Source organism: Pseudomonas sp. NPDC089743, from assembly GCF_044748785.1.
Taxonomy (GTDB): domain Bacteria; phylum Pseudomonadota; class Gammaproteobacteria; order Pseudomonadales; family Pseudomonadaceae; genus Aquipseudomonas; species Aquipseudomonas putida_X.
In genome coordinates this window covers 341,172-367,314 of sequence record NZ_JBIVGS010000002.1, presented here as the reverse complement: position 1 = coordinate 367,314, position 26,143 = coordinate 341,172, and the positions used below count along the sequence as shown (strand labels likewise).

General features: G+C 63.9%; 24 protein-coding genes and 1 pseudogene. 15 read left to right on the top strand and 10 right to left on the bottom strand.

Features of this window, described 5'->3' with window-relative positions; translation table 11 throughout:
• Positions 1–32: 32 nt before the first annotated feature.
• On the bottom strand, positions 33–1,019 hold the full coding sequence (locus tag ACIPZC_RS05145; protein WP_241806438.1) for a 5'-nucleotidase: 987 nt from the start codon (positions 1,017–1,019) through the stop codon (positions 33–35).
• A gap of 172 nt (positions 1,020–1,191) precedes the next feature.
• Here ACIPZC_RS05145 and adhP point away from each other — a divergent pair, with 172 nt between their 5' ends.
• The gene (gene adhP, locus ACIPZC_RS05140) at positions 1,192–2,202 is read left to right on the top strand and encodes an alcohol dehydrogenase AdhP (protein ID WP_400625283.1); all 1,011 of its coding nucleotides are present in this window, start codon (positions 1,192–1,194) and stop codon (positions 2,200–2,202) included.
• 95 nt (positions 2,203–2,297) lie between these two features.
• Here adhP and ACIPZC_RS05135 read toward each other — a convergent pair whose 3' ends face one another.
• From ACIPZC_RS05135 to ACIPZC_RS05125, 3 genes are all read right to left on the bottom strand, one after another.
• A complete protein-coding gene (locus ACIPZC_RS05135) occupies positions 2,298–3,044 on the bottom strand; it encodes an SDR family NAD(P)-dependent oxidoreductase (protein ID WP_400625281.1) in 747 nt (248 codons plus the stop codon).
• Positions 3,045–3,056: 12 nt separating this feature from the next.
• A complete protein-coding gene (locus ACIPZC_RS05130) occupies positions 3,057–3,743 on the bottom strand; it encodes a type 1 glutamine amidotransferase domain-containing protein (RefSeq protein WP_241806435.1) in 687 nt (228 codons plus the stop codon).
• 107 nt (positions 3,744–3,850) lie between these two features.
• Complete coding sequence (locus tag ACIPZC_RS05125; RefSeq protein ID WP_400625279.1) at positions 3,851–4,063, bottom strand: DUF1737 domain-containing protein; 213 nt, start codon at positions 4,061–4,063, stop codon at positions 3,851–3,853.
• Between the two features lie 755 nt (positions 4,064–4,818).
• Here ACIPZC_RS05125 and ACIPZC_RS05120 point away from each other — a divergent pair.
• From ACIPZC_RS05120 to ACIPZC_RS05110, 3 genes are all read left to right on the top strand, one after another.
• A complete protein-coding gene (locus ACIPZC_RS05120) occupies positions 4,819–5,328 on the top strand; it encodes a sigma-70 family RNA polymerase sigma factor (protein WP_400625277.1) in 510 nt (169 codons plus the stop codon).
• Positions 5,328–6,272 (top strand): FecR domain-containing protein, encoded by a 945-nt coding sequence (locus tag ACIPZC_RS05115; protein WP_400625275.1) that lies wholly within the window; start codon positions 5,328–5,330, stop codon positions 6,270–6,272. The genes ACIPZC_RS05120 and ACIPZC_RS05115 overlap by 1 nt, the downstream gene beginning before the upstream one ends.
• Before the next feature lie 64 nt (positions 6,273–6,336).
• Positions 6,337–8,733 carry a TonB-dependent siderophore receptor gene (locus tag ACIPZC_RS05110; RefSeq protein ID WP_400625273.1) on the top strand — a complete coding sequence of 799 codons (2,397 nt, stop codon included), beginning with the start codon at positions 6,337–6,339 and terminating at the stop codon, positions 8,731–8,733.
• Positions 8,734–8,775: 42 nt separating this feature from the next.
• Here ACIPZC_RS05110 and ACIPZC_RS05105 read toward each other — a convergent pair whose 3' ends face one another.
• Together ACIPZC_RS05105 and ACIPZC_RS05100 are read right to left on the bottom strand one after the other, a co-directional pair.
• Positions 8,776–9,399, bottom strand: a complete 624-nt coding sequence (locus ACIPZC_RS05105; RefSeq protein WP_241806428.1) for a glutathione S-transferase family protein — start codon at positions 9,397–9,399, stop codon at positions 8,776–8,778.
• A 45-nt stretch (positions 9,400–9,444) separates the two neighbouring features.
• On the bottom strand, positions 9,445–10,461 hold the full coding sequence (locus ACIPZC_RS05100) for an ABC transporter substrate-binding protein (protein ID WP_400625271.1): 1,017 nt from the start codon (positions 10,459–10,461) through the stop codon (positions 9,445–9,447).
• Positions 10,462–10,629: 168 nt separating this feature from the next.
• On the opposite strand from ACIPZC_RS05100, the gene ACIPZC_RS05095 reads away from it, so the two are divergent.
• Positions 10,630–12,552: a S8 family serine peptidase gene (locus ACIPZC_RS05095; RefSeq protein ID WP_400625269.1), complete on the top strand. Its 1,923-nt coding sequence runs from the start codon at positions 10,630–10,632 to the stop codon at positions 12,550–12,552.
• Between the two features lie 3 nt (positions 12,553–12,555).
• Here ACIPZC_RS05095 and ACIPZC_RS05090 read toward each other — a convergent pair whose 3' ends face one another.
• Positions 12,556–13,311, bottom strand: coding sequence for a methyl-accepting chemotaxis protein (locus tag ACIPZC_RS05090; protein ID WP_372490482.1), 756 nt, complete (start codon positions 13,309–13,311; stop codon positions 12,556–12,558).
• A gap of 102 nt (positions 13,312–13,413) precedes the next feature.
• A pseudogene (locus ACIPZC_RS05085) lies at positions 13,414–14,379 on the bottom strand (HAMP domain-containing protein); the annotation flags it as partial.
• Positions 14,380–14,916: 537 nt separating this feature from the next.
• Between ACIPZC_RS05085 and ACIPZC_RS05080 the strand changes: the two are divergent.
• Complete coding sequence (locus ACIPZC_RS05080; protein ID WP_241806424.1) at positions 14,917–16,236, top strand: Na+/H+ antiporter family protein; 1,320 nt, start codon at positions 14,917–14,919, stop codon at positions 16,234–16,236.
• 4 nt (positions 16,237–16,240) lie between these two features.
• Here the strand turns inward: ACIPZC_RS05080 and ACIPZC_RS05075 are convergent, their stop codons facing one another.
• Positions 16,241–17,251: a FecR family protein gene (locus ACIPZC_RS05075; protein ID WP_400625267.1), complete on the bottom strand. Its 1,011-nt coding sequence runs from the start codon at positions 17,249–17,251 to the stop codon at positions 16,241–16,243.
• 239 nt (positions 17,252–17,490) lie between these two features.
• Between ACIPZC_RS05075 and ACIPZC_RS05070 the strand changes: the two genes are divergently transcribed.
• The 3 genes from ACIPZC_RS05070 to ACIPZC_RS05060 are packed head-to-tail and all read left to right on the top strand — an operon-like array spanning position 17,491 to position 20,718.
• Complete coding sequence (locus ACIPZC_RS05070; protein ID WP_400625265.1) at positions 17,491–17,964, top strand: MarR family winged helix-turn-helix transcriptional regulator; 474 nt, start codon at positions 17,491–17,493, stop codon at positions 17,962–17,964.
• Between the two features lie 28 nt (positions 17,965–17,992).
• A complete protein-coding gene (locus ACIPZC_RS05065) occupies positions 17,993–19,186 on the top strand; it encodes an HlyD family efflux transporter periplasmic adaptor subunit (RefSeq protein WP_267822960.1) in 1,194 nt (397 codons plus the stop codon).
• Complete coding sequence (locus ACIPZC_RS05060) at positions 19,183–20,718, top strand: DHA2 family efflux MFS transporter permease subunit (RefSeq protein WP_241806420.1); 1,536 nt, start codon at positions 19,183–19,185, stop codon at positions 20,716–20,718. Before ACIPZC_RS05065 ends, ACIPZC_RS05060 begins: the two co-directional genes overlap by 4 nt.
• A gap of 129 nt (positions 20,719–20,847) precedes the next feature.
• Here ACIPZC_RS05060 and ACIPZC_RS05055 read toward each other — a convergent pair whose 3' ends face one another.
• The gene (locus ACIPZC_RS05055; RefSeq protein WP_400625262.1) at positions 20,848–21,867 is read right to left on the bottom strand and encodes an alpha/beta hydrolase; all 1,020 of its coding nucleotides are present in this window, start codon (positions 21,865–21,867) and stop codon (positions 20,848–20,850) included.
• Positions 21,868–22,013: 146 nt separating this feature from the next.
• On the opposite strand from ACIPZC_RS05055, the gene ACIPZC_RS05050 reads away from it, so the two are divergent.
• The 6 genes from ACIPZC_RS05050 (at position 22,014) to ACIPZC_RS05025 (ending at position 26,103) form a co-directional block, all read left to right on the top strand.
• Positions 22,014–22,898, top strand: a complete 885-nt coding sequence (locus ACIPZC_RS05050) for a LysR family transcriptional regulator (RefSeq protein WP_241806418.1) — start codon at positions 22,014–22,016, stop codon at positions 22,896–22,898.
• A gap of 65 nt (positions 22,899–22,963) precedes the next feature.
• Positions 22,964–23,365 carry a hypothetical protein gene (locus ACIPZC_RS05045; RefSeq protein WP_241806417.1) on the top strand — a complete coding sequence of 134 codons (402 nt, stop codon included), beginning with the start codon at positions 22,964–22,966 and terminating at the stop codon, positions 23,363–23,365.
• 112 nt (positions 23,366–23,477) lie between these two features.
• On the top strand, positions 23,478–23,699 hold the full coding sequence (locus ACIPZC_RS05040; RefSeq protein WP_012313972.1) for an MbtH family protein: 222 nt from the start codon (positions 23,478–23,480) through the stop codon (positions 23,697–23,699).
• On the top strand, positions 23,696–24,415 hold the full coding sequence (locus ACIPZC_RS05035) for a thioesterase II family protein (protein WP_400625259.1): 720 nt from the start codon (positions 23,696–23,698) through the stop codon (positions 24,413–24,415). Before ACIPZC_RS05040 ends, ACIPZC_RS05035 begins: the two co-directional genes overlap by 4 nt.
• Positions 24,416–24,472: 57 nt before the next feature.
• Positions 24,473–25,024, top strand: a complete 552-nt coding sequence (locus tag ACIPZC_RS05030; RefSeq protein ID WP_267822975.1) for a hydrolase — start codon at positions 24,473–24,475, stop codon at positions 25,022–25,024.
• A 26-nt stretch (positions 25,025–25,050) separates the two neighbouring features.
• The gene (locus ACIPZC_RS05025) at positions 25,051–26,103 is read left to right on the top strand and encodes a DUF1615 domain-containing protein (RefSeq protein WP_400625257.1); all 1,053 of its coding nucleotides are present in this window, start codon (positions 25,051–25,053) and stop codon (positions 26,101–26,103) included.
• Positions 26,104–26,143: the final 40 nt, after the last annotated feature.

Genomic DNA, 26,143 nt, shown 5'->3' with positions numbered 1-26,143 from the left:
GAGCGTTCGATCGAAGTGGTTGAAGAGCGCTTTCAACTCATCTTCAAGCGTGCCGTGGTCGTTTTGGCAGCCTCGTTCGCGGGCCGCTCTAGCCTTTTGTTGGCTACCCCAAACGGCACATGGACCATCGGTAAATTCCCTGCCGCCGACATCAGATGGCTGCGCTGGTCATCAAAGAACATGTGCGGTTTGAGAATCGACAGCACTCGACTCTTCTCCATTCCCCCAAGAAAGAACGATTCATCCGGCGAAACGCCCCAGTTTTTCAAGGTAGTCACCACACGTTCATGCGACGGAGCATTGCGCGCGGTGACGATGGCGATGCGCAGAATGCGTTTGTACGTTGGGTCCTGCACCAACTTCTGATCTTCCAGCGTGCGGATCAGCGAAAGTTTGCGATACAGGTCTGCCAACGGCCCCGGCTGATGCGGGATCGTCTTGTGCGCATGCTCGTGGGCCTGAAACTCAGTCAGGTCCTGGCGCTGCTTGTACACGCTTTCGGCTTCGTCATCGGCGATCACCCCGTCGAAGTCGAAAGCCACCCGTAATTCGGTGTCGATCTCGTCATCGTAGATCTTGCTCGGCAACACCAGGCCGGCAGGGTAGTCGGCGTCGATGGCGCGCTGCACGTCCCCTTCGTGGGCGCTTAGAAACAGCGAGGCGTTGAAGGCGGGGATGTATTCGTAGGGCGAGCGGCCGGACATGAACGCGGCGCGGGTGATGTCCAGGCCGTAATGGGCGATGGAGCGGAACACCCGCAGGCCGGTTTCGGGTGAGTTGCGCGAGAGCAGCACCACTTCTACGGGCAACTGCTCGGGGAACGCTTTGTTGATGCTCAGGAAGCGGCGGATAAAGGGGAATGCCACACCTTTGGGGAAGGGCACGTCAAGGTTGGCCTCCTGGTGCAGGCGGTAGGCTTCCACGCCATCTGCCTGGTAGATATCGTCCGAGACGGTCAGGTCGAACAGTGCACTGGAAGCGACGCCGACGACGAGTTTCTGTTCGATGGGGTAGGGCATGGCGGGCTTCCTGGTGATGGAGCTGGGGCGCCTTGTCAGCAGGCTAGGCCGAATCCTAGCAAACCCGGCCACCTATCGTCACAGACCCTGACCTGCAGCAAGTTTTGCGGCCAAACCACCACTATGCTGAACGCTTCGACTCAAGCTCACTCAGGTAATCAAGGAGGCATTCATGAAAGCTGCAGTTGTGGCCAAAGGGCAACGCGTGGACGTGGTGGAAAAAACCCTGCGCCCGCTTGCCCACGGTGAAGCGTTGCTGAAGATGCAGTGCTGTGGCGTGTGCCACACCGACCTGCACGTCAAGAATGGCGATTTCGGTGACAAGACGGGTGTGACCCTCGGCCACGAAGGGATTGGCGTGGTGGTGAAGGTAGGCCCGGGCGTCACGTCGCTCAAGCCGGGCGACCGCGCCAGCGTGGCGTGGTTCTTCCAAGGGTGTGGGCACTGCGAGTACTGCAACAGCGGTAACGAAACGCTGTGCCGTGAGGTGAAGAACTCGGGCTATACCGTCGACGGCGGCATGGCCGAGGCGTGCATCGTGGTGGCCGACTACGCGGTGAAGGTGCCTGACGGGCTCGACTCGGCTGCCGCCAGCAGCATCACCTGCGCCGGTGTGACCACGTACAAGGCGGTGAAATCGTCCAACATCCGCCCCGGGCAGTGGCTTGCGGTCTATGGCCTCGGCGGGCTGGGCAATCTGGCCCTGCAGTATGCGAAGAATGTCTTCAACGCCCGGGTCATCGCGATTGACGTGAACGATGAACAGCTGGCATTCGCCCGTGAGATGGGCGCCGACCTGGTGGTCAATGCGCGCAGTGAGGATGTAGCCAAAGTCATCCAGGCGAAAACCGGCGGCGCGCAGGCGGCCGTGGTGACGGCGGTGTCGAAAAGCGCGTTCAATTCTGCAGTCGATGCGCTGCGTGCCGGGGGCCGGCTGGTGGCGGTCGGGCTGCCGCCAGAGGCCATGAGCCTGGACATCCCGCGCCTGGTGCTCGATGGCATCGAAGTGGTCGGCTCATTGGTCGGTACCCGCCAGGACCTGGCTGAAGCCTTCGAGTTTGCCGCGCAAGGCAAGGTGGTACCGAAGGTGACGTTGCGGCCGATCGAAGACATCAACGCTATTTTCGAAGAGATGCTGGAAGGCAAGATCAAGGGCCGCATGGTGATCAACTTCGCGGATTGAGCAGTGCGCTGTCAGGGGCATGGGGCGGGTCTTCGGCACTGCTTGGATCGAGTGCCAGAGCACTTGCGCCATGCACCGGCTTGACCTTGGCAATGTCACCAGGTGATCGGCTGACCATCCCACGCCCAGAAGGTGCCACTGTCCGCCGGCCCAAGCCGGCCAATCTGCTCCAGGATGCACTGCGCAGCGAATGCAGGTGCAAACAATTGTTCGGCGGGCACATTCGCCTGAAACGGTTGGGAAAGCTGGGTATCGGTGGTGCCGGGGTGCAGCACCAGCACCGTAGAGGCCGGGTTGAGCCGTTTGAGTTCGATGCTGGCCGTATGCAGCAGCTGGTTCAACGCGGCCTTGCTGGCGCGGTAGCTGTACCAGCCGCCCAGGCGGTTGTCGCCGATGGAACCGACCCTGGCCGAAAGCGCGGCAAAGGTGCAGGGCTGCTTGCGCAGCAGCGGCAGCAGGTGTTTGAGCAGCAGCACCGGCGCGAACGCATTGGTAGCGAAGCTGGCCTGCAGCCCCGCCAGGTCGAGTTGGGCCAGGGCCTTTTCCGCCTTGGCCCCGTCGCGCTGCAGAATGCCCAAGGTGCTTATGACCAGATCGAGGTGCGTGCAGATGCGGCTGACCTCGCTGGCCAATGCTTCAAGGGCCTCTTCATTGCGGGCGTCGCAATCGATACGCACCAGGCGCTCGCCATGTGCAGCGGCGAGCGCGGCCAGGGCTTGGCTGCCCCTGGCCTGGCGTGACACCGCCCACACCCGCGCCACGTCGTCGCGTGCCAGCAGCTGTTCGCAAAGCGCCAGGCCGATGCCCTGGCTGGCGCCGCAGATGAGTGCGTTCAGCGTCATGGTGCAGCGGGCCTACTCGGCTGCCAGGCGCTTGAGCAGCGCCTTGGCCACCGCTTCGGACGATGCCGGGTTCTGCCCAGTGATCAGATGCCCGTCCTCGACCACATGGCTTGCCCAGTCCGGGCCTTTGGAGTACTCGCCGCCGTTGTGCTTGAGCATGTCCTCGACCAGAAAGGGCACCACATCAGTCAGCCCGACCGCATCTTCCTCGCTGTTGGCGAACCCGGTCACTTTCTTGCCCTTGACCACAGGGTGGCCGTCTGGCGCGTTGACATTCTTGAACACCCCCGGTGCATGACACACGGCGGCAATCGGCTTGTTGGATGCATAGAAGGCTTCGAGCAGCGTCTTGGAGTCGGTGTCCTCGGCCAGGTCCCACAGCGGCCCATGGCCACCGGGGTAGAATACGGCGTCGAAGTCATAAGGGTCGATTTCGCTCAGCGGTACTGTGTCGGCCAGTGCCATCTGCCCCTCGGTATCACTGCGAAAACGCCGGGTCGCGTCGGTTTGCGCATCGTCCTCGTCACTTTTGGGGTCCAGCGGTGGCTGCCCGCCTTTGGGCGAGGCAAGGGTGACGTCGGCGTTGGCGTCGATGAACACGTAGTAAGGTGCGGCAAACTCCTCCAGCCAGAAGCCGGTTTTCTTGCCGGTGTCGCCCAACTGATCGTGGGATGTCAGCACCATCAGGATCTTTTTCATCTGAGCCAGTTCTCCAAGCATGAATGGGCAGCGCGCCGTTCGCCCTGCGTTACTGTGGGAGGGCGTAGCGGGGCAGACGTTCCCTGCCCGGCATCAGCCTGGTGTAGTCAGCACTGCTGAGGCTGGCCCTTGGCGCTCGGCCATACCACCGCCTGGCCTGCGATGACGCACTGTTGCTTGGGGCCATAGGTGAGGCTTGGCGAACCATGCAGTTCATACCCCAAGGCAAGTATGTCCGATATTCTGCGACAGAACGCAGCATCGTCCTTGCCGGTGATCAGCCGGTAGCGGGGGAGGTCATTGGGAGGGGATGCTTGCATGTCGAGTTCCTTTCAGGGGGGCACCGATCATGCCGTTTCGCTGTGCGTCATTCCACAGCAACCGGCGAGCCTTGTTGATCTTAGCCAGGCTTGAACTGGTCCCGTCGAGGGCGCTCGGGCTATTACCGCACCGCTATGGGGGCTGCTGCGCAGCCCATCGCCGGCAAGCCGGCCACCGCGACCGCGCAGTTCATCAGGCCTGTGCTTTACCTGGCAAGCAACCGTCTTGCCCAATTTCTAAAAGCCGGCGCGATCCCTGTGTGTGCCGGCTTGCCGGCGATCACCGGCAAAGCCGGTGCCTCCCACCGCGACCGCGCAGTTCATCAGGCCTGTGCTTTACCTGGCAAGCAACCGTCTTGCCCAATTTCTAAAAGCCGGCGCGATCCCTGTGTGTGCCGGCTTGCCGGCGATCACCGGCAAAGCCGGTGCCTCCCACCGCGACCGCGCAGTTCATCAGGCCTGCGCTTTACCTGTGCAAGCAACCGTCTTGCCCAATTTCTAAAAGCCGGCGCGATCCCAGTGGGAGCCGGCTTGCCGGCGATGGGGCCGGTACTTGCAGCACTATTCGCAAGCCACCGCTCTGGCCAGCACGCCAGAACATCCTCAGCAAGCCTACCCCCCACAGATACGGCGCAGACCTCCTGTGGGAGGACATTCACAGGCGTCCTGACGGTCCCGTGAACACAAACCCCTTGGATCTGCACTGCAACGTAAAATAGAATCACTTCTATTTACGCCACTGCAGGGCCTTCCCCATGACTGACGCCGCGACGCCCCCGGAGCACAGCTTGCCTGCCCTGTACCGTGAGCACCGTGGCTGGCTGGAAGCCTGGCTGCGCCGGCGCCTGAGCAACGCCTGGGATGCGGCCGACCTGAGCCAGGACACTTTTCTGAAAGTGCTGGCCAGTGCCCAGCCACTGGCCGAAATCCGCGAACCGCGCGCCTACCTGTTGACCGTCGGCAGGCGCCTGTTGAGCAATTTCCACAAGCGCCGCAGCCTGGAGCAAGCCTACCTGGACGCGCTGGCACGATTGCCCGAGCAGTGCCTGCCATCGCCGGAACAACGCTGGATCTTGCTCGAAACCCTGCAAGCGCTGGATGAGCTGCTCGACGGCCTCAACGCGCCGGTGCGCAAGGCCTTTCTCTGGAGCCAGCTGGAAGGCCTGGGCTACAGCGAAATTGCGCAACGCCTTGGGGTATCCGAGCGCACCGTCAAACGCTACATGGCGCAGGCCTATGAGCACTGCCTGCTGGTGGACCTGTAATGGCCGAACCTTCCGCTCAAGCCCGCGAAGTCGTACGCACGGCGGCGCGCTGGCTGGCACTGCTGGAGTCAGGCAAGGCCAGTGAAGGTGAGCTGCAGCGCCTGGCGCAGTGGCGCGCCAGCAACACCCTGCATGAGCAGGCCTGGCAGAAGGCGCAGCTGCTGCGCCAACGCTTCGCCCAGCTGCCCGGAGAGCTTGCGCTGGCCACGCTCGACCGCCCGGACGCCGAGCGTCGTGCCCTGCTCAAGCAAGCGTTGGGGGTGGCCGCGCTGGTTCCCGCCGCCTGGCTGCTTGGTCGGCAGGTACCACTGGATGCGTGGACCGCCGATGTGCATACCGCTGTGGGGGCGCGCAGTCGACGGGTGCTGGGCGATGGCACGGTCTTGCAGCTGAACACCGACAGTGCCGTCAACATTGACCTGGCAGCGCGACGGCTGACCCTGGTCCGCGGTGAGGTGGCTATCAAAACCCCCCAAGGCGTGCGCATGACCGTGCAGGTACCGTTTGGCCAGGTAGCGGTCAACGCAGGCGAGGCCTGTGCTCGTCTGTTCGATCAGTCGTGTCGGGTTTCTGTACTCAATGGCACCGCCACGCTGCAACCACTGCGCGGCACGGCCGTGGCGTTGCAGGCGGGGCAGCAGGCCAGCCTGCAGGCCGCCAGCGTGAGCGTGGTAAGCGAACTGGATGATTGGCTGCTGGGCTGGCGCGACGGGGTGCTGAGGCTGGACGATCGGCCATTGGGCGACTTGTTGCGTGAATTGCGCAGGTACCGCCCCGGTGTTTTGCGCTGGGCAGCGGCGCTGGACACGCTGCGTGTCACCGGCACCTTCCACCTCGACGACACGGACCGCGCGCTGTCACTGCTGGCGGCCAGCCTGCCGCTGGAGGTGCATGCGCGCACCCGTTATTGGGTCACGCTGACGGCGCGAGAAAAACGCGCGTAAGGCTGTCCCCTTTTTTCCACTCGCCGGTCATTAGCAGTAGAAAAAATAACGGGAGCTTCATTCAATGCCTGCAGTACAGTCTTGCCGCCCACGTCCCTGGATGCACCTGGGTTTCACCCTGAGCCTGTTGTTGAGTTCACCCACCTTTGCCGATGATGTTGCCAGGCGTGCCTATCAGGTGCCTGCCGGCAGCCTGGGCGCGGCCCTGACGCGCTTCGCCGAGCAGGCTGGGGTCAGCCTTTCGCTCGACCCGGCCCTGCTCCAGGGCCGGCAAAGTGCCGGGTTGTCCGGCCGCTACAGCGTAGCCGAAGGTTTCATGCAGCTGCTCCAGGGCAGCGGCCTGCAATGGCAGCAAGTGGGCGAGGGGGCCTTCACCCTGGTGCCTGCAGCGCAAAGCGCCGAGGCAATGGAGATCGCCCCGACCAACATCGTTGGCGGCCCTGCAGCGGGTAGCCAAGCCCAGCCTTACGCTGGCGGCCAGGTCGCCCGGCAGGGCGCGCAAGGCATGCTTGGCGCGCGCGACTTCATGGACACGCCGTTCAGCATGACCACCTACACCAGCGACCTGGTCAAGAATCAGCAGGCCCGGACGTTGGGCGACCTGGTCGCCAGCGACCCATCGGTGCGGGCAACCAACCCGGCGGGTGGGCGTTTCGAGCAATTCACCATCCGAGGTTTCAGCCTGTTCAACAGCGATGTCGCCTATAACGGCCTGTACGGCATCCTGCCGACCTACTCGATCGACATGGAGTTGGCCGACCGGGTCGACATCATCAAAGGGCCCAGCCAGCTGATCAATGGCATATCGCCCCGGGGCAGCGTGGGCGGCGGTATCAATGTGGTGCCCAAGCGCGCGGGGGATACACCACTCACCGAGTTCACCGGCAGCTATGCCTCCGATAGCCAGGTGGGTGGCGCGGTGGATATCGGGCGGCGCTTTGGCGAGGGCGACTCGTTCGGCCTGCGCTTCAACGGGGTGAAGCAGTCCGGCGACACCGAATGGGACCACCAGCGTGTGGAACGCGAGATGGCCGTGCTGGGCCTGGACTTTCGGGGTGAGCGCTTGCGCCTCTCGGCTGACCTCGGCCACACCGAGCGTGACACCGACGCCCCCCAGGAACGGGTACTGATCGGCGCCAATGCCAAGGTGCCGAACGCCGACCAGGTGCGCCACAACTACGCCCAGGCCTGGAGTCAGGCGCGCACCAACGATACCTTTGGTGCGCTCAATGCCGAGTACGATATCAGCGATGCCTTGTTGGCCTACGGCGCGGTCGGTGCCCGCAAGAGCAACCATGACTTTCTGCGGCACAACGTTTCGATCATCAACGATGCGGGTGATTTCAACGTCCAGCCACGGGATTTCACCCGTGATGAAACCGTGCGCACCGCCATGGCCGGCCTGCGCAACTGGTTCCATACCGGTCCGGTCAGCCATGAGCTGAACCTGGCTGCCACATACTTCTATATGGACTTCGAAAACGGTGGTGCGCGCTATGCCTCGGCGCCCAGCAACCTCTACGACCCGGTCGCGACACCCAGCCCAACCACGCCGACGCGGATCGATGCCAAGGTCTACACCGAAAACCGCTTCACCGGCTTGGCGCTGGCCGATACGCTCGGCTTTTTCGACGACCGCCTGCTGCTGACGCTGGGGGCCCGCTGGCAGCGCGTTCAGGTCGATGACTGGAGCGATGGCGTCAAGGGCGACACCGCCTACGACGAGGAAAAGGTCTCGCCCTCGGGCGGTGTGCTGCTCAAGGTCACCGACCAGCTCTCGCTCTACGCCAACTACATGGAGGGATTGAGCCAAGGCAAGATCGCACCGTCGACTGCGGTCAACGAGGACCAGATCTTCCCGCCGTTCACCAGCCGCCAGGTGGAGGTCGGCGCCAAGTACGACCTGGGCCATGTCGCCTTTACCGCCAGCGCCTTCCGCATTCGCCAGCCCGCCTACGAGACCAATGCCGGTTCACGGGTGTTCGGCCCTAATGGCAAGCGCGACAACCGTGGCATCGAGCTCAGCGTATTCGGCGAGCCGCTGACGGGCGTTCGCCTGCTGGGCGGAGTGATGTATATCGACAGCGAGCTGACTGACACTATTGGCGGCGCCTACGACGGCAACCGCGCACCGGCAACCCCGGCGTACAACGTCAACCTCGGCGCCGAATGGGATGTGCCCGGGCTGGCCGGGCTGACCTTCACCGCACGGGGCATCCACTCGAGCTCCCAGTACCTGGACCAGAACAACAGCAAGCAGATCGATGGCTGGGAGCGCTTGGACCTTGGCGCGCGGTATGCCTTCAAGGTCGACGCAACCCAGGTCACCTTGCGCGCCAATGTGGAGAACGTGCTGAACGAGCGCTACTGGGCCTCTGCCGGGGCGTCGGATGACAGCGAGCCAGGGCTGACGCTGTCTACGCCGCGTACCTGGCTGCTGTCGGCAACGGTTGGGTTCTAGGGCAAGCGCTGCAGCCAGCCCCGCCCGCAGGCGTCGGCCCCGCTAGGCCATTCCGTTGCGGCCATGGGCCAGGAAGCCTGGATGCTCGCTCAGGCGCTGATAGTAATCGCGCACCGCTGGCAGGTGCGGGTGCTCCAAGGGTGTTTCGAACCAGCGATTGACCGAAAGCCCGATGGGGATATCGGCCAACGTAAAGCGGTCACCGGCCACATAAGCACCGGTCGTGGCCAACTGCTGCTCGAGGATTCGCATATGGCGCGACCAGTCTGCGCAGCCGGCGGCCAGCGCCTGGGCGTCCTGGTGCGCCGGTGAGTGGCGCACCAGCGACATGAAGGCATAGCTCCACGAGCGGTTCAGGTCCGAGGCCTGCCAGTCGATCCATTGATCGACCCTGGCCCTGGCCGTGGCTTCGGTGGGGTACACCGGCGCATCGCCATAGCGCGTGGCCAGGTAGCGGATGATGGTGTTGGATTCCCACAGCGTGAAGTCGCCGTCCTGAATCACCGGGACCATGGCGTTGGGGTTCAGGGCCAGGAACGCGGGCGTGTCCGTGGGCTGAAAGCCTGCGCCCCAGTCTTCGCGCTCGAAGGGAACATCGAACTCGATGCAGGCCCAGAGGACCTTGCGCACGTTGATGGAAGAATCCCTGCCCAATATCCGTAGCATGCTGTGCGTCCTTTTCCGGTAAGAGCCGACAATGTACCGCGTTGGTCACAACTGCGCCTGGACTTTGGCCGCCACATCGGCGGGCAACCAGGCCTTCCATACGTCTGGGTTGTTGTGCATGAACGCCTTTGCCGCCGCTTCCGGCGCCAGGCGTTTTTCGCTCATTTCAGCAAGTGCCTTGTTCAGGCGATCGATCGGCAGCTCGACCTTTTCGAACACGGCAACCAGTTCCGGGTAGCTCTCCCTGAACGCTTTGGACACACCGATCGACAGCTTCGCCGGCAGCGACTCGCTGCCCCGTGGGTTCGGGTTGTTCGGGTCGGTGAGGGTTGCCCAGGCTTGGGCATCGAAGGGCGGCTCCTGCAGGCGCACCAGGTCGTGACGGCCGATCAGCGGTGTTGGGCTCCAGTAGTAGAACAGTACCGGTTTGTCGCGGCGGATGGCCGAATCGACTTCCGCATCCAGTGCGGCCCCCGTGCCACTGCGAAAGTTGTTGTACAGGCTGTCGAGGCCATAGGCCTTGAGCTTCTGGCTATTGACGATCTCGGACGTCCAGCCGCTGGGGCTGTTGAGGAAGCGGCCCTTGCCTGGCGCTTCGGGGTCGCTGAACACCTGCGGGTAGCGCTTGAGGTCGTCGACCGTGCGCAGGTCTGGCGCCAGCGCCTCCAGGCCACGATCCGGGTCGCCCTTGATCACGTAGGCCGGTACCCACCAGCCTTCTACAGCGTTTTTCACCGTGTCGCCCAAGGCGAACACCTGGCCGGCCTGCTCGGCCTTGACCCACGCCGGGCTGCGGCCGGCCCATTCCTCGGCGATGACCTGCAGGTCATTGCGCGCCAATGAGATTTCCATGCCGACGGTGCTGCCGGGGAGGGTCTCGGTGGGGTAGCCATATCCGTGCTCGACGATCCGGCGCAGGATCGCGGTGGTCAGGGCGCCGCTTTCCCAGTTGATGGCGCCAAAGCGGATAGGGGGGCGTTGTTCAGCTGATGCCGCGCTGTCGGTGCTGGCCAGCCCCGCGGTAAGCAGCAGGGCGGCCAGCAGCGTTTGGATTTTCCTCATCAGTACCTCGACGGTTGTCACTGCGTGTGCCGGGCAAGTGTAGTCCACCGTTTCGCACGCTTTGGCAGCACCACCGGAACGGCTTCTGTCTGTGCTCGAACGGTACCACTTGCAAGGCTTCGCACCCGCCCGCGATCGCCGGGCCAGTCGAGACGAAAGGAAGACGAGATGCGTTTGAATCTGGATTTCGTGTACTACCGCAACTTCACCTTCGATGGGCATTTCCATGTGCGTTGCAGCGGCGACGACCTGCACAAGGTCAAGTCGATTCATTACCTGCTGGAGCGCATTGCAGGCGAAGGTGTGGTCCACCTGGATGGCGCTACGGTGGCTTCACAGGTCAGTAGCGGGCAGGTCGCCCACCATGGTTGCCCGGCCATGCTGAGCTGCGAGGCGCAAGCGGGCAGCTACAGGATCAGGCCGCTGGTGACGCTGATGGACAGCGAAATCCTCGCGCTGAACTTGCCCGCCGAAGCGGACGCCACCTGGCGCCCAGCACCGCTGGCCATCGACATCAGCGAGGGTGAACTGACCCGGGGCATTCTGGACAGCGTGGCGTTATCGTCCACGTCCACGCGGCGCAAGCGATCGGTGCGGGCCGCGAGCGCATTCCCGTATCGCCCCGAAGGCCAGCGTTACCCCGCGCTGGTGCTGGTGTTCGCCGAAGGAGGCTACGCGCGGCTCATGGCTGACCTGCAGCCCGAGGCCAGGTCGGTACTTGCAAGGTACTGGCCGGGGCTCCAGCACGTGATCCAGGTGCATCCGTTTCTTGACCATCAAGAACGGGAGGACGCGCGGTTCAAAGTGCTCGCCAATCACTACTGGATCGAGCAGCCCCAGAGCATGCTCAACGACACGTTCGTCGCGTTGATCCAGACCCTGGAGGCCCTTGATTACGTCGACGCCACGGCATTCGTGCCGCCTCAGCTCGAGCACGGCAACTTGCTGTTGCTCGGTGGGGCCGCTGTGATTGCCACACTGCTCACTGGCGGGGCGTATGTCGCCGGCACCAATGCCCACGATGAAGCCCAGCCCACCCCGGACTTCGAAGCCCTGCAGCGTTACCTGGATGCACCCGATGCCAGGTACCGCGGCCTGAACATTCGCAAAGTCTGGGCGGCTGGCGTGAAGGGCAGAGGTGCACGGGTGCACTTTTCCGATGGTGGCCTGCATGCCAACCATGAAGACTTGCGTGGCAACCCGAAGTTGAACGTGATCCCGCCATCGATCAACAGGGATGCAGACCATGGCACCGCATCGGTCGGTGTGCTGTCGGCGCGTGACAACGGCCTCGGCATGACCGGTATTTGCCATGCGGCAGAGCTGTACCTGTATGACAACCTGGCCATCGATGCGCGCAGTTACTCACAAACGCTGAAAAACCTGCTGGCTTACACCAGAGCTGGAGACATCGTCGCTATCAACCGGCAGACGGCCAACCCCAATGCGCTGGGTACGTTCTTACCTTCGTTGCATGAAAAGACCTGGTGGGATGTCACCCAGGCGCTGACCGAGCGCGGTGCGGTAGTGCTCAATGCTGCGTGCAACGGCACCTACAAGAGTGATGACAAGGCCGGTACCACACAGGGCTATGGTGTCGACCTTGGGGAGTGGCGCTATTTCAACGACCATGGTGACGCCGACGCGATTCTGGTGGGGGCTTGCCATTCTTGGGATGGCAAAGCGCACCAGTACTCCAACTACAACTACCGCTACAGCATGCTCAATGCCTGGGGCGACAGTGTCGCGACGCTGGGTTACGGCGCACTGCAGGACAAGAACGAACACGACCGCGACTACACCAGCAACTATGGCGGCACCTCGAGCGCCACACCCCTGGTCACCGGCGCCCTGGCCTTGATCCAGTCCTACGCCATCGAACAGCATCACCTTTACCTGAACGCCCGGCAGATGCACCTGCTGGTGATGCAGTCGGGCTACAAGGATGCCACGTCAGCCGATACCGGCAGGTTGCCCATGGGCGCCCGACCCAATGTACTGGGCGCCTTGATGCTGCTCGACCGGATCTTGCAGGCCGGCAGTTTTTACCTGCCGGACGATGGTTTTTGCGGCGATGAATGTGCGTCTTAGGGCTCAGACGCGGAACTGATCCATCAACGCCTGCTGTTGGTTGGCCAGGCTGTTGAGCGACTGGCTGACCCGCGCCGATTCGTTGGCCTGGCCCGACAGCGATTCGGTGACATCACGTATGGTCGCGACATTGCTGTTGATCTCTTCGGCCACCGCGCTTTGTTCTTCGGCGGCCGAGGCGATCTGCAGGTTCATGTCGGTGATCACGGTCACGGCCTGGCCGATACGTTGCAGCGCGGTAACCGCCTGGCCGACCTGCTCGACGCCGCCCTGGGCCTGGCGGTGGCTGTTGTCCATGGCGCCGACCACCTCGCGGGTGCCGGTTTGCAGTGCCTCGATGACCTGGCGGGTTTCTTCCACCGATTCCTGGGTGCGCTGCGCCAGGTTACGCACTTCATCGGCCACTACCGCGAAACCACGCCCGGCCTCGCCGGCACGGGCGGCTTCGATGGCGGCGTTGAGCGCTAGCAGGTTGGTCTGTTCGGCGATCGAACGGATCACCTCCAGCACCGAGCCGATTTTCTCACTGTTCTGCGCCAGGCCTTCGACTTCGCTCATGGCCTGGCTCATGTTGGCGGCCAGTGTGTCGATGCTGTGGGTGGTGCGGTCGATCACCGCCAGGCCTTCGCGGGTGGCCTGGTCGGCATCGCGCGCCGCCTGGGCAGCCTGGGCGGCGCTGCGGGCGACGTCCTGGGCCGTGGCGCTCATTTCGTGCGAGGCGGTGGCCACCTGGTCGACCTGGCGGTATTGCTGCTCCATGCCGGCGCTGGTTTGCGTAGCAATTGCCGAGGACTGATCAGCGGTGCCGCGGGCTGCCTGCACCGAGCGTTTGACCTCGGCGATGGTCGGCTGCAGTTTGTCCAGGAAGCGGTTGAACCAACCGGCCAGTTCGCCGAGCTCGTCGTGCTTGTCGTAGGTCAGGCGGCGGGTGAGGTCGCCTTCACCACTGGCGATGTCCTTGAGCATGGCCGCCACCCCGAGGATCGGCCGGGTCACGCCACGGGCCATCAGCCACACCAGCAGCAGGCCGGCAATCGCAGCGCCCAGGCCGAGGCCCAGCTCCAGCAGGGTGCCGCTGGTGTTCAGGGCGTCGAGCTCTTGTTTCAGCGCTTCGGCCGGGCCGGTCAGGGCGTTTTCCGGCACATCCAGCAGCACACCCCATGGCTGGGCGCCGGGGATCGGCTGGAACGCCGCGAGTACCTTGAGGCGTTGCTGGTCGTGATGGACGCTCAATTTACCCTCGGCCAGCTTGCGTACCAGTTCGGCGCCTTTGCCGGTGTCGACCTGGTCGAAACGCTGCGCCAGCTTGCTGGCGTCGGCGCTGTAGCCGGCCAGCAGGCCCACGGGGCTGAGGATGCCGACCGTGGTGCGGCCTTCGTACAGGCTGCGGCTGGCTTCCTGGCTCAGGGCCTGCAGGCTGTTGAGGTTGATGTCGATGGACAGGGTGGCGATCACCTTGCCGTTGACCGCCAGCGGGAAGACGATGCTGGTCATCAGCACGCGCTGGCCGTCGATGTCGTAGAAATAGGGTTCCACCACGCACACCTGGCCGCTGCTGCGCGGGCACACCCACCAGGTGTTGGCGGGCTGGCCGCTGGGGCCGATCTCGGTGTTGCTCATGTCGTGTTCGGGCAGGGCCATGGCGGTCAGCTGGCCGGCCCGCGGTTGCGACCAGTACAGGGCGAAACGCCCGGTCTCGTTGCTGCCAAGCTCGGGCTGGCCGGTGAACAGGCTGTCCTTGCCGTCCAGCGCATTGGGTTCGAACACCAGTGACAGGCCCAGCAGCTCGGGGTTGGCCTGCAGGGCTGCACGAACCTGGCGGGTCATGTCTTCACGCAGGTCGTAGGCATCGAGAAAACGCTTTTCCGCCTGCTCACGCAGGAACAGCACCTGGCGGGCGAACCCGGCACCGTACTGGTAGGCATCCATGAACTGGCGGCGAATGTTCAGGGCCTGGACTTCGCCTTGCGACTCGATGCGCGCCTGCGCCGCTTCACTGAGCATCTTCTCGCTGCTGGCTTTGACCAGGTCCGAGCTGTGGTCCATGCGGTAGAGCGAAAGGCCGACGAGCAGTGTGACGATGCTGGCCAGGCACAGGCCGGCAAGCAGGGTGATCTTCCACTGGATGGAAAGTTGTCGCAAAGGCATGGGGCGTCCCTTTTTTGAGGGTAAGGGTTTGGCTTTGGATCTCGGTCGGGGCTCAGCCCCTGCGTTATATCGGCGCTCTGTGGTTTTTCTTTATTCAAACATTCAATTTAAATTTGCCGGCCCGCGTAATACGCCGCTCTCTGGCGCTTTTGACATCTGTGCCCCAGTGCTGCAGAGTGCGCGCTTTTTGTCTGCAGCTACGAGGAAAGCCAAACCATGAATGCAGTGATTGCCGCGGTAGGCATCATGCTGATACTCAGCCTGTCACGGGTGCACGTGGTCATCGCCTTGATCATCGGCGCCTTGGCCGGCGGCCTGGTCGGCGGCCTGGGCATGGAGGGGACGCTCAAGGCCTTCAACGGCGGCCTGGGCGGGGGCGCCACGGTGGCGTTGTCCTATGCCTTGCTCGGCGCCTTTGCCGTGGCCATCGCCAAGTCCGGCCTGGCCCACGCCCTGGCCGACCGTGCGCTGGCGATGATCGACCGCCAGGGGCAGGCCACCGGCGGCAAGGTCAAGTGGCTGCTGATCGGCCTGATGCTGGTGGTGGCGGTGTCGTCGCAGAATATCCTGCCGATTCACATCGCCTTCATCCCGCTGCTGGTGCCGCCGCTGCTGTATGTGCTGACCCGCCTGCGCATCGACCGCCGGCTGATCGCCTGTGTGATCACCTTTGGCTTGATCACGCCCTACATGTTCCTGCCGGTGGGGTTCGGCAACATCTTCCTCAACGAGATCCTGCTGGCCAACGTTGCCCGCGCCGGCGTCGATGTGAGCGGTGTCAACGTCACCCATGCCATGGCCATTCCGGCAGCGGGCATGCTGGCCGGCTTGCTGCTGGCGGTGTGCTTCAGCTACCGCAAAAAGCGTGATTATGACCTGGCGCGCATCGAGCAGGTCGAGCAGGTCAGCGTGCAGTACAACCCGCTGACCCTGCTGGTGGCCGGGCTGGCGATCGCTGCGGCGTTCATCGTTCAGCTGTGGCTGGACTCGATGATCATCGGTGCCATGGTCGGCTTCCTGATCTTCTCACTGTCGGGCATCGTGCGCTGGAAAGACACCGACAGCCTGTTTACCGAAGGCATGAAGATGATGGCCATGATCGGGTTCATCATGATCGCCGCTTCGGGTTTCGCCGAGGTACTCAAAGCCACTGGCGAGGTCCAAGGGCTGGTGGAAACCTCGGCGCAATGGATCGACCACAGCAAGGGCGTTGGTGCCTTGCTGATGCTGCTGGTGGGGTTGCTGGTGACCATGGGCATTGGCTCGTCGTTCTCGACGGTGCCGATTCTGGCGGCGATCTTCGTGCCGCTGTGCGTGCAACTGGGCTTCGACCCCTTGGCCACCGTGTGCATCGTCGGCACCGCCGGTGCCCTGGGCGATGCAGGCTCGCCGGCATCGGACTCGACCCTGGGGCCAACCTCGGGGCTCAACGTCGACGGCCAGCATCACCACATCTGGGACACCGTGGTACCGACCTTCCTGCACTACAACCTGCCACTGCTGGCGTTTGGCTGGTTGGCGGCGATGACGCTCTAGGCCATCAGCCCTTGTCGGGCGGTGGGGAAATGCTGTTGAGGACGGTGCTGCCGTCCTTGCTGCGGGTCAGGTACACCGGCAGCACCTTGGGCAGGTTGTCCACCAGGCGCCCGACTTCACGGGTGTTGTAGATGCCGCTGATGCGGATGCGGCCGGTGCTGGCATCGGCCAGCAGCAGGGGCGCATCGAGGTAGCGGTTGATCACCGGCAGTGCCTGTTCGAGGCTGAGGTTGTCGAGCACCAGCTGGCCGCGGCGCCAGGCCAGGCTGTTGCCGTGGTCTTCGCTCTGGGCCAGCTGCGGTTCGAAGTCGCCGGTACGGTAGCTGGCCTGCATGCCGGGGCCCAGGCGGTAGCCGCCGGTGCTGCCGTCGCTGCTGACCAGCACCGATCCCTGCACCAGGGTGACCTTGACCTGGTCCTGATACTTCCACACGTTGAATTGGGTGCCGGTGACCCGGGTCTGGCCTTGGCCGGCTCGGACGATGAACGGGTGGCTGCTGTCATGCTGCACCTTGAAGAACGCTTCGCCTCGCGTGAGCGTGACCTGGCGCTGGTCCCTGAAGTTGAAGTAGGTCAGTTCGGTATTGAGGTTGAGCTCCACCGTGCTGCCGTCGCTCAGCTGGACCGTCCGTGCCTGGTTGCCTGCTTCGATGTGCTGGTAGTGGCTGGGTAGCCAGCCTTGCATCCAGCCGATCCAGCCCGCCAGGGGCAAAACCAGCAGGGCGACGGCTGCCGCCGAGGCCATTGGCCGCCAATGATGGCGCCGCCTCGCCACCTGACGCGGCGGCGGGTTGAAGTCGACGACCGTGGCGTTGCGCGGCAAAAGGTCGGCAGTGAACCAGATCTCCAGCATCGCCTGGTATTCGTCGTGGTGGCGCGGGTCCGCTGCCAACCAGCGGGCGAAGGCCTCACGCTCGGCCGGGGTGCAATCGTCGGCGTGCAGGCGCATGCACCACTGCGCGGCGGCGTCGGTGATGGCATCGTCAGGGCTGGGATTGAGGCGGTCTTGGTTCATTGCGGCTCCGGGTTTTGCGCATTCTACTCCTGCCAGGGGGCTCCCGAGAACCGAGGTAATGGCGAATGACTATCAGTTGTGTGTGTTTTTCATCGGGTTCACCCGTGTTTTTCAGCGTTTGAGAACCTTTCCCGGTCACCTGCGGGTTACCCAGGCTATTTCCATAGCCCCCTAATGAAAGCTTTGACATTTGCTGCCTAGGCAGTAATATTTTTACACAATTGTCCGAGCTGCTGTCGATGTCCCATTTCACCCCGCAAAACTTCCAGTCCTGCGCCATCGGCATGCTGCTGGGCCGTGCGGCCATCCTGAAGGACCGTATTCTCGACTGGCACCTCGAATCAGAAGGCGTCACCGCCGCGCAGTTCAAGGTGTTGATCATCGTCACCCAGTGCCAGGTGGATACGCCGGCCGAGGTGTGCCGCTATCTGGGCCTGGACAGCGGCTCGATGACCCGCATGCTCGACCGCCTCGAGCACAAGGGCCTGATCTTGCGCAACCGCTGCGCTGACGACCGTCGCCAGGTACGCCTGGCCCTGACCGCCGAAGGCCAACGCCTGGCCGACCGCTTGCCAGAGATCGGCGCGGCGGCGATGAACGAACTGGTCGGCGTACTGCAGCCTGACGAACTCAAGACCCTTGAAGGCCTGCTGGCCAAGGTCCTGCTCGGTGCCGGCGACCCTCTGACGATCCGCCGCTTCGGCGATCGTTGATCCCTGTTACATATTCCAAGGTATTGTCATGGCCAATAACGCAGACAACTCAACTCCCTCCGCCGCACCCGAACCGTCGCGCAAGCGCAAGGTCTGGCTGCTTGGCCTGTTGCTGGTGGTGCTGCTCGCCGGCGCTGGCGCCTGGGCCTGGTACAGCCTGATCGGGCGCTGGCACGAAAGCACCGACGACGCCTACGTCAACGGCAACGTCGTGGAGATCACCCCGCTGGTCACCGGCACCGTTACCAGCATTGGCGCCGATGACGGCGACCTGGTGCACGCCGGCCAGGTGCTGCTGCAGTTCGATCCCGCCGACAGCGAGGTGGCCCTGCAGTCTGCCGAAGCCAAGCTGGCCCGCACGGTGCGAGAGGTCCGTGGCCTGTACAGCAACGTCGATTCCCTCAAGGCCCAGCTGCAGACCCGCCAGGCCGAGCTGCAGAAGGCCCAGCAGAACTACAACCGACGCAAGGTGCTGGCTGACAGCGGCGCGATTGCCGCAGAAGAAATCTCCCACGCCCGGGACGACCTGACCGTGGCCCAGGCCGCCGTCAACAGCGCCCGTCAGCAACTCAATACCAGCACGGCGCTGGTGGACGACACGGTGGTGTCTTCGCACCCCGAGGTCATGGCCGCCGCCGCCGATCTGCGCCAGGCATACCTGGACCACGCACGCACCACGCTGGTGGCGCCAGTCACCGGTTACGTTGCCAAACGTACCGTGCAGCTCGGCCAGCGTTTGCAGCCGGGCACCGCGACCATGGCAGTCATCCCCCTGGACGAGGTGTGGATCGACGCCAACTTCAAGGAAACCCAGCTGCGCGACATGCGTATCGGCCAACCCGTGGAAATCAGCGCTGACCTGTACGGCAGCGACGTCAAGTACAGCGGCACGGTCGACAGCCTGGGCGCCGGTACCGGCAGCGCCTTCGCCTTGCTGCCGGCACAGAACGCCACCGGCAACTGGATCAAGATCGTCCAGCGCGTGCCGGTGCGCATCCACCTCAGCCCGGATCAGCTCAAGGACCACCCGCTGCGCATCGGCCTGTCCACCGTGGTCGAGGTCGACCTGCACGACCAGAGTGGCCCGGCCCTCGCCCAGCAGCCGCCGCAGCAGGCCAGCTACACCACCCAGGTGTACGACCGTCAGTTGGTCGAAGCTGACCGTCTGATCGCTCGGCTGATCCACGACAACAGTGCCCCTGGCAAGACGGCGCAACGATGAGCAACAACGCTGCGGCGCAGTTCACCCCGCCGAGCCTGCTGCTGACCACCATAGGCCTGTCGCTGGCGACGTTCATGCAGGTGCTCGACACCACCATCGCCAACGTCGCCTTGCCGACCATTTCCGGCAACCTGGGGGTGAGTTCCGAGCAGGGCACCTGGGTAATCACCTCGTTCGCGGTGAGCAATGCCATCGCCTTGCCGCTGACCGGCTGGCTCAGCCGGCGCTTCGGTGAGGTCAAACTGTTCATCTGGGCCACGCTGCTGTTCGTACTGGCGTCCTTCCTGTGCGGAATCTCGCAGTCGATGCCAGAGCTGGTGGGCTTTCGTGTGCTGCAAGGTGTGGTGGCCGGGCCGCTTTACCCGATGACCCAAACCCTGCTGATCGCTGTCTACCCGCCGGCCAAGCGGGGAATGGCGCTGGCGTTGCTGGCGATGGTCACGGTGGTGGCGCCGATTGCCGGGCCGATTTTGGGCGGTTGGATCACTGACAGTTACAGCTGGCCGTGGATCTTCTTCATCAACGTGCCCATCGGCCTGTTCGCTACCGCAGTGGTGCGTCAGCAGATGCGCGCACGGCCGGTGGTCACCAGCCGCCAGCCGATGGACTACATTGGCCTGCTGACCTTGATCGTGGGGGTGGGCGCATTGCAGGTGGTGCTCGACAAGGGCAATGACCTGGACTGGTTCGAGTCGTCGTTCATCATCATCGGCAGCCTGATCTCGGTCGTGTTCCTGGCGATCTTCATCATCTGGGAGCTGACCGACCGCCATCCTGTGGTCAACTTGCGGCTGTTCGCGCACCGTAATTTCCGTATCGGTACCATTGTGCTGGTGGGAGGCTACGCAGGCTTTTTCGGCATCAACCTGATCCTGCCGCAATGGTTGCAGACGCAGATGGGCTACACCGCCACCTGGGCAGGCCTTGCGGTGGCACCGATCGGCCTGCTGCCGGTGATCATGTCGCCGTTCGTGGGCAAGTACGCGCAGCGGTTCGACTTGCGGGTGCTGGCGGGGTTGGCGTTCTTGGCCATCGGCGCCAGCTGTTTCATGCGTGCAGGCTTCACCAATGAGGTGGATTTCCAGCACATTGCCCTGGTGCAACTGTTCATGGGGATCGGTGTAGCGCTGTTCTTCATGCCGACCTTGAGCATCCTGCTGTCGGACCTGCCGCCGCACCAGATCGCCGACGGGTCTGGCCTGGCGACGTTCCTGCGTACATTGGGCGGCAGCTTTGCGGCGTCGTTGACCACCTGGATCTGGATCCGCCGGGCGGACCAGCATCATGCCTACCTGAGCGAGAACATCAGCCAGTTCGACCCGGCGACGCGGCACACGCTGGAGCAGCTGGGCGGGGCCAGCCCGCAAAGCTATGCGCAGCTGGAGCAGATACTCAACGGGCAGGCCTACATGATGTCGACGGTGGATTACTTCACCTTGATGGGCTGGGTATTCGCCGGCCTGATCCTGTTGGTGTGGTTCGCCAAGCCACCGTTCGCTGCCAAGGCCGGGCCGGCGTCGGCAGGGCATTGAGGCCCGGGCAGGGGCCCCCGGCTTATGGCGAACAATGAAACGCTGTACGCCACGAGCGCCTGAGATCTAGCGCTGCCTGGGCAGTGCTAGATCTGGAGGGGCCTAGAGCGATCAAGGCATGCCTTTGGTTTACTGCAAGTGCACCTTCAATTCCCCAGCCGCCTGGCGCATCGCCGCCTTCACCGCAGGCACCTCGCTCAGCGGGTTCAGCAACCCGTAGTCGTGAATCATGCCGTTGTAGCGCACCGACGTTACCGTCACCCCGGCCGCATCCAGTTTGCGTGCATACGCCTCACCTTCATCACGCAGCACATCGAACTGCGCCGTCTGCACCAGCGCTGGCGGCAACCCTTTGAGCTGCTCGCTGCTGGCCCGTAGCGGCGAGGCGTAAATCTGCTCGCGGGCCTTGGCGTCGGTGGTGTAGTTGTCCCAGAACCACTTCATCATCCCTGTGGTGAGGAAGTGGCCCTCGGCAAACTGTTTATAGGAAGCCGTCTCGAAGCTGGCATCGGTCACCGGCCACAACAGCAACTGGAAGCGCAACTGGGGCGTGCCGGCCTCTTTGGCCTTGAGCGCGACCACCGCCGCCATGTTGCCACCGACACTGTTGCCGGCCACGGCCAGGCGCCTGCCGTCCACACCCAGCGCTTTGCCATGCTCGGCCACCCAGCGGGTCGCGGCGTAGGCCTGGTTGATTGCCGTGGGGTAGTGCGCCTCTGGGGAGGGGGTGTAATCCACATAGACGGCCACTGCGCCAGAACCCACCACCAGATCGCGAATCAGCCGCTGGTGGGTCGGGAAGTCGCCCAGCACCCAGCCGCCGCCATGGAAGAACATGAACACCGGCAACTCACCTTGGACGTTGGCCGGGCGCACGATCTGCAGCTTGATCGCCTCACCGTTGACCTTGATGGTACGTGCTGTCACTTCGATGCCAGACAGGTCCACCTTCACCGACGCCTGGGCACCGGCCAGCACGGCGCGGGCATCTTTAGGGCTGAGTTGTTCGAGCGGCTTGCCACCGCCTTTTTCCAAGGCTTCAAGGAAAGCCTGGGTGTGCTGCTCGACACCTGGGCTACCTGCTGCCAGTGCACTGGTTGCAGACAAGGCCAGCAGGCCGGCACTGAGGGTTTTGTGGACAATGTTCATGGGCGAATCCTTTTCTGGGCACGGGTTGTGGGTGGGCGTATCGCCTGGCCTTGGCGGCCATCGCTGCGACCTGTGCGTAGAGTAGGCAGATGCAATGATGGGAAAAAGCCGCTATAAAGCGTTTGACTGTCACCAAGAGCGAGACAATGAACCCGTACGAAGACATGCGCATTTTTGCCCAGGTCATGGAGGCCGGCAGTTTTACCGCCGCCGCCGACCGCCTTGGCATGTCCAAGCAGTCGGTCAGCCGGCGCCTGATGCAGCTCGAAGAGCGCCTGGGCGTACGCCTGCTCAACCGCTCCACCCGGCGCCTGGATGCCACCCCGCTGGGCCAGCATTACTACCAGTCGGCCTTGCGCTTGCTGGGTGAGGTACAGCAGGTGGAGCACGACATCAGCGGCCAGGCCCAGGCCCTGCGCGGCACCCTGCGCTTGAGCGCGCCGTTGTCGTTCGCCATGGCGCACCTGGGGTGCCTGTTGACCGAGTTCCTGCGCTTGCACCCACAGGTGAATGTGGAGGTGGACCTGAGCGATCGGCCCGTGGACCTGATCGGCGAGGGTTATGATCTGGCCTTGCGTATCGGTGCACTGGAGGATTCCAGCCTGATCGCGCGGCGCATTGCCGATGTCGAGCGGGTGTATTGCGCCAGCCCTGCGTATCTTCAGGCGCGGGGCGCGCCGCAGCGGCCCGAGCTGCTGGCCGAGCATGACTGCCTGCCCTATGGCCATTCACGGCAAGTGCAATGGCAGTTCACCCAAGGGGGCAGGGCTCAGGCAATCGCAGTGGCCGGCCGCATGCGCGCCAATAACGGTGAGTTGCTCAGGGACGCGGCGATTGCCGCGATGGGGGTGACTTACCTGCCGACCTTCATCGTGGGGCAGGCGTTGGCGGACGGGCGCCTGGTGAGGGTGCTGGAAGACTGGACGCCGCCGGCGTTGCAATTGTCGGCGGTGTATCCGCAGCATCGGCAGGTGGCCAGGCCGGTGCAGGGGTTCGTCGAGTTCTTGCGCGAGCGGCTGGCGCAGCTTTAGCCGTTGTGGGGTCAGCCGCCAATTTTGCTGCTCATGCGCTCGCCGCGACGCGCTATGCTTGGCCCATGAGCACAGCACCTGCCTTACGCCAACCTTGCCCACCTGGCGCCTGTGACTGCGGCCGCGAGCACTTGGCCGCGCAGCCGCCTGCGGCCCAGCGCATCCTCTTGCTCACCCGCCAGGAGGAGAAGCGCCTGATCGAGCGGCTGGAAAACCTCAAGGACCTCGATGACCTGCAGCGCTTGCAGGCCAGGATGTACGAGAACCTGGGCATCCGGGTTCACATCGCTCCCGGTTACAACGAGGTGCGGACCATGCGCGGAATCGTCATCGAACTCGACGACCAGCCTGGCTTGTGCCGCAAGACCCGCCAGTCGATTCCGGCGGCCATCCGCCGAGGGTTGGAGCGCAACCCGCAGGTGGCTTACCGCTTGCTGGACACCCATGACTTGCTCAGGGATGCCTGAGGCCCAGACGTTGTCATGCCCAATCGCTAATTTTCGGGAAGCTTCCTACGTCTACCAGAGAGCCGCCCTACGCCAGGTGCGTAGCGGCATCCATCACTCAAGGAGACAGGCAATGACTTCCGTTTTCGACCGCGACGATATCCAGTTCCAGGTAGTGGTCAACCACGAAGAGCAATATTCCATCTGGCCCGATTACAAGGCGATCCCCAACGGCTGGCGCGCTGTGGGCAAGAGCGGGCTGAAAAAGGACTGCCTGGCCTACATCGATGAAGTGTGGACCGATATGCGCCCGCTGAGCCTGCGTCAGAAGATGGCTGACGCTGCCGCACAGTGACCGCGCTCAACCTGCTGTGCCTGCCTTATTCCGGGGCCAGTGCCATGGTCTTCAGCCGTTGGCGGCGCAAGTTGCCCGCCTGGCTGCAGGTACGCCCGGTCGAATTGCCTGGGCGCGGCGCACGCATGGGCGAGCCGTTGCACACCGACATGCAGGCCTTGGCCCGGCAGTTGGCCGCCGAACAGCGCCTGGCCGCTGCCGCACCTTATGCGTTGCTCGGCCATAGCCTGGGGGCGCTGCTGGCCTTCGAGCTGGCCCACGAGCTGCAGGCGCTGGGCTGCCCGTCACCGGTGGCGCTGTTCGCCTGCGGTACAGCGGCGCCCACCCGGCGTGAAGACTACGACGGCAAGAACTGGCGCGACCCCAAGAGCGATGACGAGCTGCGCAACGAACTGCGGGCGCTCAATGGCACGCCGGAGGAGGTGCTGGCCAACGCTGAGCTGATGAGCCTGACGTTACCGATCCTGCGTGCCGATTTTCTGCTCTGCGGCCGTTACCGTTACCGCCCGAGGCCTCTGCTGGCGTGCCCGCTGCATGTGCTGGGTGGGCAAGACGACCGCGCCAGTGAAGCGCAGCTGCGCGCCTGGGGCCAGGAAACCCAGGGTGCGTTCACCTTGCAGATGTTTGCGGGCAGCCACTTCTTCATCCATGAGCAGGAGGATCGCGTGCTCACGGCGCTGACTGCAGCACTGGCGCCGCATCGGCTCTGCGCCTGATTGACGTTGCCGCTTGCCTGGGGGAGGCTAGGTGTTTTCCCAGGCAAGAGGCAGACAATGCTGATCGATCCCCACAAGGCCACGCTGCTGGTCGTCGACATCCAGGAAAAGCTCATCGGCGCCATGAGCGATGCCGAGGGCACCCGCGCCCGGGCCCGCTGGCTGCTGGCAGCCTGCACCGATCTTGCGCTGCCGATCGTCATCAGCGAACAGTACCCCAAAGGCCTGGGGCATACCCTGCCCGAACTTCTTGCAGCCGCCCCTGCGGCTGAAGTCGTGGAAAAGACCCATTTTTCCTGCGTTGCCGCCCAGTGCCTGCCAGCCAGCCTGTTGGCGCGAGAGCAAGTGATCGTGTGCGGCATGGAAACCCACGTTTGCGTGCTGCAGAGCGTGCTTGGCCTGTTGGCCTTGGGCAAGCAGGTGTTTCTGGTCGAAGATGCCTGCGACAGCCGTACCCTGGCCAACAAGGCTGCAGGGCTGGCGCGGATGCGCCAGGCCGGTGCGCAGGTAGTCACCCGCGAAATGGTGCTGTTCGAACTCATGGGCAACGCCAGCCATCCGCAGTTTCGCCACATCAGCAAGACCTACCTGGTCGGGGAGCAACCCTGAACGGCCGGCTGTTGGCGGCCGGGTTGATGGCCCTGGCGCTGCTGCAGGGCTGCGCCGGGCGTCGCGAGGAGGCGCCCGAGGCCGACCCCGCCAAGGTGCGTGCACAGCTGCTGCGCTTGTTGCCGGCCCAGGCCAAGGACCGCGAGGGTTGGGCCAAGGATATCCAGGTGGCGTTCGAAGCCCAGCGCATCGCGCCGAGCAAGAGCAACCTGTGTGCGGTGCTGGCAGTGACCGAACAGGAATCGACGTTCAACGCCGACCCGCAGGTCCCCAACCTTGGGCGCATTGCGCGTGCCGAGGTCGACCGACGCGCCGCCAGCCTGCATATCCCGCGGTTGCTGGTGGACGGTGCACTGAATACGGCTTCGGGCAATGGCCAGACTTATCAGCAGCGGCTGCTCGCCGTGCGCAGTGAGAAACAACTGAGTGCGCTGTACGACGAGTTCATCACCCGTTTACCGCTGGGCCGGACCTTGCTGGGTGGGCTGAACCCGGTGCACACCGGCGGGCCGATGCAGGTCAGCGTCGAGTTTGCCGAACAGCATGCCAAGGACTACCCCTACACCTACGATGGCACCATTCGCCAAGAGGTCTTCAGCCGTCGTGGCGGCATGTATTTCGGTATCGGGCATCTGCTGGGTTACCCCGCGCACTACGAGCGCCAACTCTATCGCTTCGCCGACTTCAACGCCGGCTGGTACGCCAGCCGCAATGCCGCGTTTCAGGCAGCCCTGAGCAAGGTGACCGGTGTGCCCTTGGCCCTGGATGGCGACCTGATCGCCCCCGGCGCGATCATGCCAGGCAATACCGAGCAGGCAGCGCGCAAGCTGAGTGTGAAGCTGGGGCTGCGTCACCCGCAGATCCGCAGCCAGCTGGAGCTGGGCGACAGCCTGGCCTTCGAAGACAGCAAACTGTACAGCGGGGTGTTCGCCCTGGCTGACGCGGCCGCAGGCAAGCCGGTGCCGCGCGCCAGGTTGCCGGGGATCCAGCTGAAAAGCCCGAAGATCACCCGCAAGCTGACCACGGCGTGGTTTGCGGGGAGGGTGGATGAGCGTTACCAGCGGTGCATGAAACGTTAGGGCGGCCTGCCGTGGCCCAATCGCCGGCAAGCCGGGGATT

Coding starts and splice junctions, on each gene's coding strand:
- ACIPZC_RS05095 (WP_400625269.1), top strand. CDS start 10,630: ATGCGTTTGAATCTGGATTTCGTGTACTACCGCAACTTCACCTTCGAT.
- ACIPZC_RS05105 (WP_241806428.1), bottom strand. CDS start 9,399: ATGCTACGGATATTGGGCAGGGATTCTTCCATCAACGTGCGCAAGGTC.
- ACIPZC_RS05145 (WP_241806438.1), bottom strand. CDS start 1,019: ATGCCCTACCCCATCGAACAGAAACTCGTCGTCGGCGTCGCTTCCAGT.
- ACIPZC_RS05055 (WP_400625262.1), bottom strand. CDS start 21,867: ATGAACATTGTCCACAAAACCCTCAGTGCCGGCCTGCTGGCCTTGTCT.
- ACIPZC_RS05050 (WP_241806418.1), top strand. CDS start 22,014: ATGAACCCGTACGAAGACATGCGCATTTTTGCCCAGGTCATGGAGGCC.
- ACIPZC_RS05070 (WP_400625265.1), top strand. CDS start 17,491: ATGTCCCATTTCACCCCGCAAAACTTCCAGTCCTGCGCCATCGGCATG.
- ACIPZC_RS05130 (WP_241806435.1), bottom strand. CDS start 3,743: ATGAAAAAGATCCTGATGGTGCTGACATCCCACGATCAGTTGGGCGAC.
- ACIPZC_RS05080 (WP_241806424.1), top strand. CDS start 14,917: ATGAATGCAGTGATTGCCGCGGTAGGCATCATGCTGATACTCAGCCTG.
- ACIPZC_RS05040 (WP_012313972.1), top strand. CDS start 23,478: ATGACTTCCGTTTTCGACCGCGACGATATCCAGTTCCAGGTAGTGGTC.
- ACIPZC_RS05120 (WP_400625277.1), top strand. CDS start 4,819: ATGACTGACGCCGCGACGCCCCCGGAGCACAGCTTGCCTGCCCTGTAC.
- ACIPZC_RS05115 (WP_400625275.1), top strand. CDS start 5,328: ATGGCCGAACCTTCCGCTCAAGCCCGCGAAGTCGTACGCACGGCGGCG.
- ACIPZC_RS05045 (WP_241806417.1), top strand. CDS start 22,964: ATGAGCACAGCACCTGCCTTACGCCAACCTTGCCCACCTGGCGCCTGT.
- ACIPZC_RS05100 (WP_400625271.1), bottom strand. CDS start 10,461: ATGAGGAAAATCCAAACGCTGCTGGCCGCCCTGCTGCTTACCGCGGGG.
- ACIPZC_RS05075 (WP_400625267.1), bottom strand. CDS start 17,251: ATGAACCAAGACCGCCTCAATCCCAGCCCTGACGATGCCATCACCGAC.
- ACIPZC_RS05030 (WP_267822975.1), top strand. CDS start 24,473: ATGCTGATCGATCCCCACAAGGCCACGCTGCTGGTCGTCGACATCCAG.
- ACIPZC_RS05110 (WP_400625273.1), top strand. CDS start 6,337: ATGCCTGCAGTACAGTCTTGCCGCCCACGTCCCTGGATGCACCTGGGT.
- ACIPZC_RS05090 (WP_372490482.1), bottom strand. CDS start 13,311: ATGGAGCAGCAATACCGCCAGGTCGACCAGGTGGCCACCGCCTCGCAC.
- ACIPZC_RS05065 (WP_267822960.1), top strand. CDS start 17,993: ATGGCCAATAACGCAGACAACTCAACTCCCTCCGCCGCACCCGAACCG.
- ACIPZC_RS05125 (WP_400625279.1), bottom strand. CDS start 4,063: ATGCAAGCATCCCCTCCCAATGACCTCCCCCGCTACCGGCTGATCACC.
- ACIPZC_RS05060 (WP_241806420.1), top strand. CDS start 19,183: ATGAGCAACAACGCTGCGGCGCAGTTCACCCCGCCGAGCCTGCTGCTG.
- ACIPZC_RS05135 (WP_400625281.1), bottom strand. CDS start 3,044: ATGACGCTGAACGCACTCATCTGCGGCGCCAGCCAGGGCATCGGCCTG.
- adhP (WP_400625283.1), top strand. CDS start 1,192: ATGAAAGCTGCAGTTGTGGCCAAAGGGCAACGCGTGGACGTGGTGGAA.
- ACIPZC_RS05025 (WP_400625257.1), top strand. CDS start 25,051: ATGGCCCTGGCGCTGCTGCAGGGCTGCGCCGGGCGTCGCGAGGAGGCG.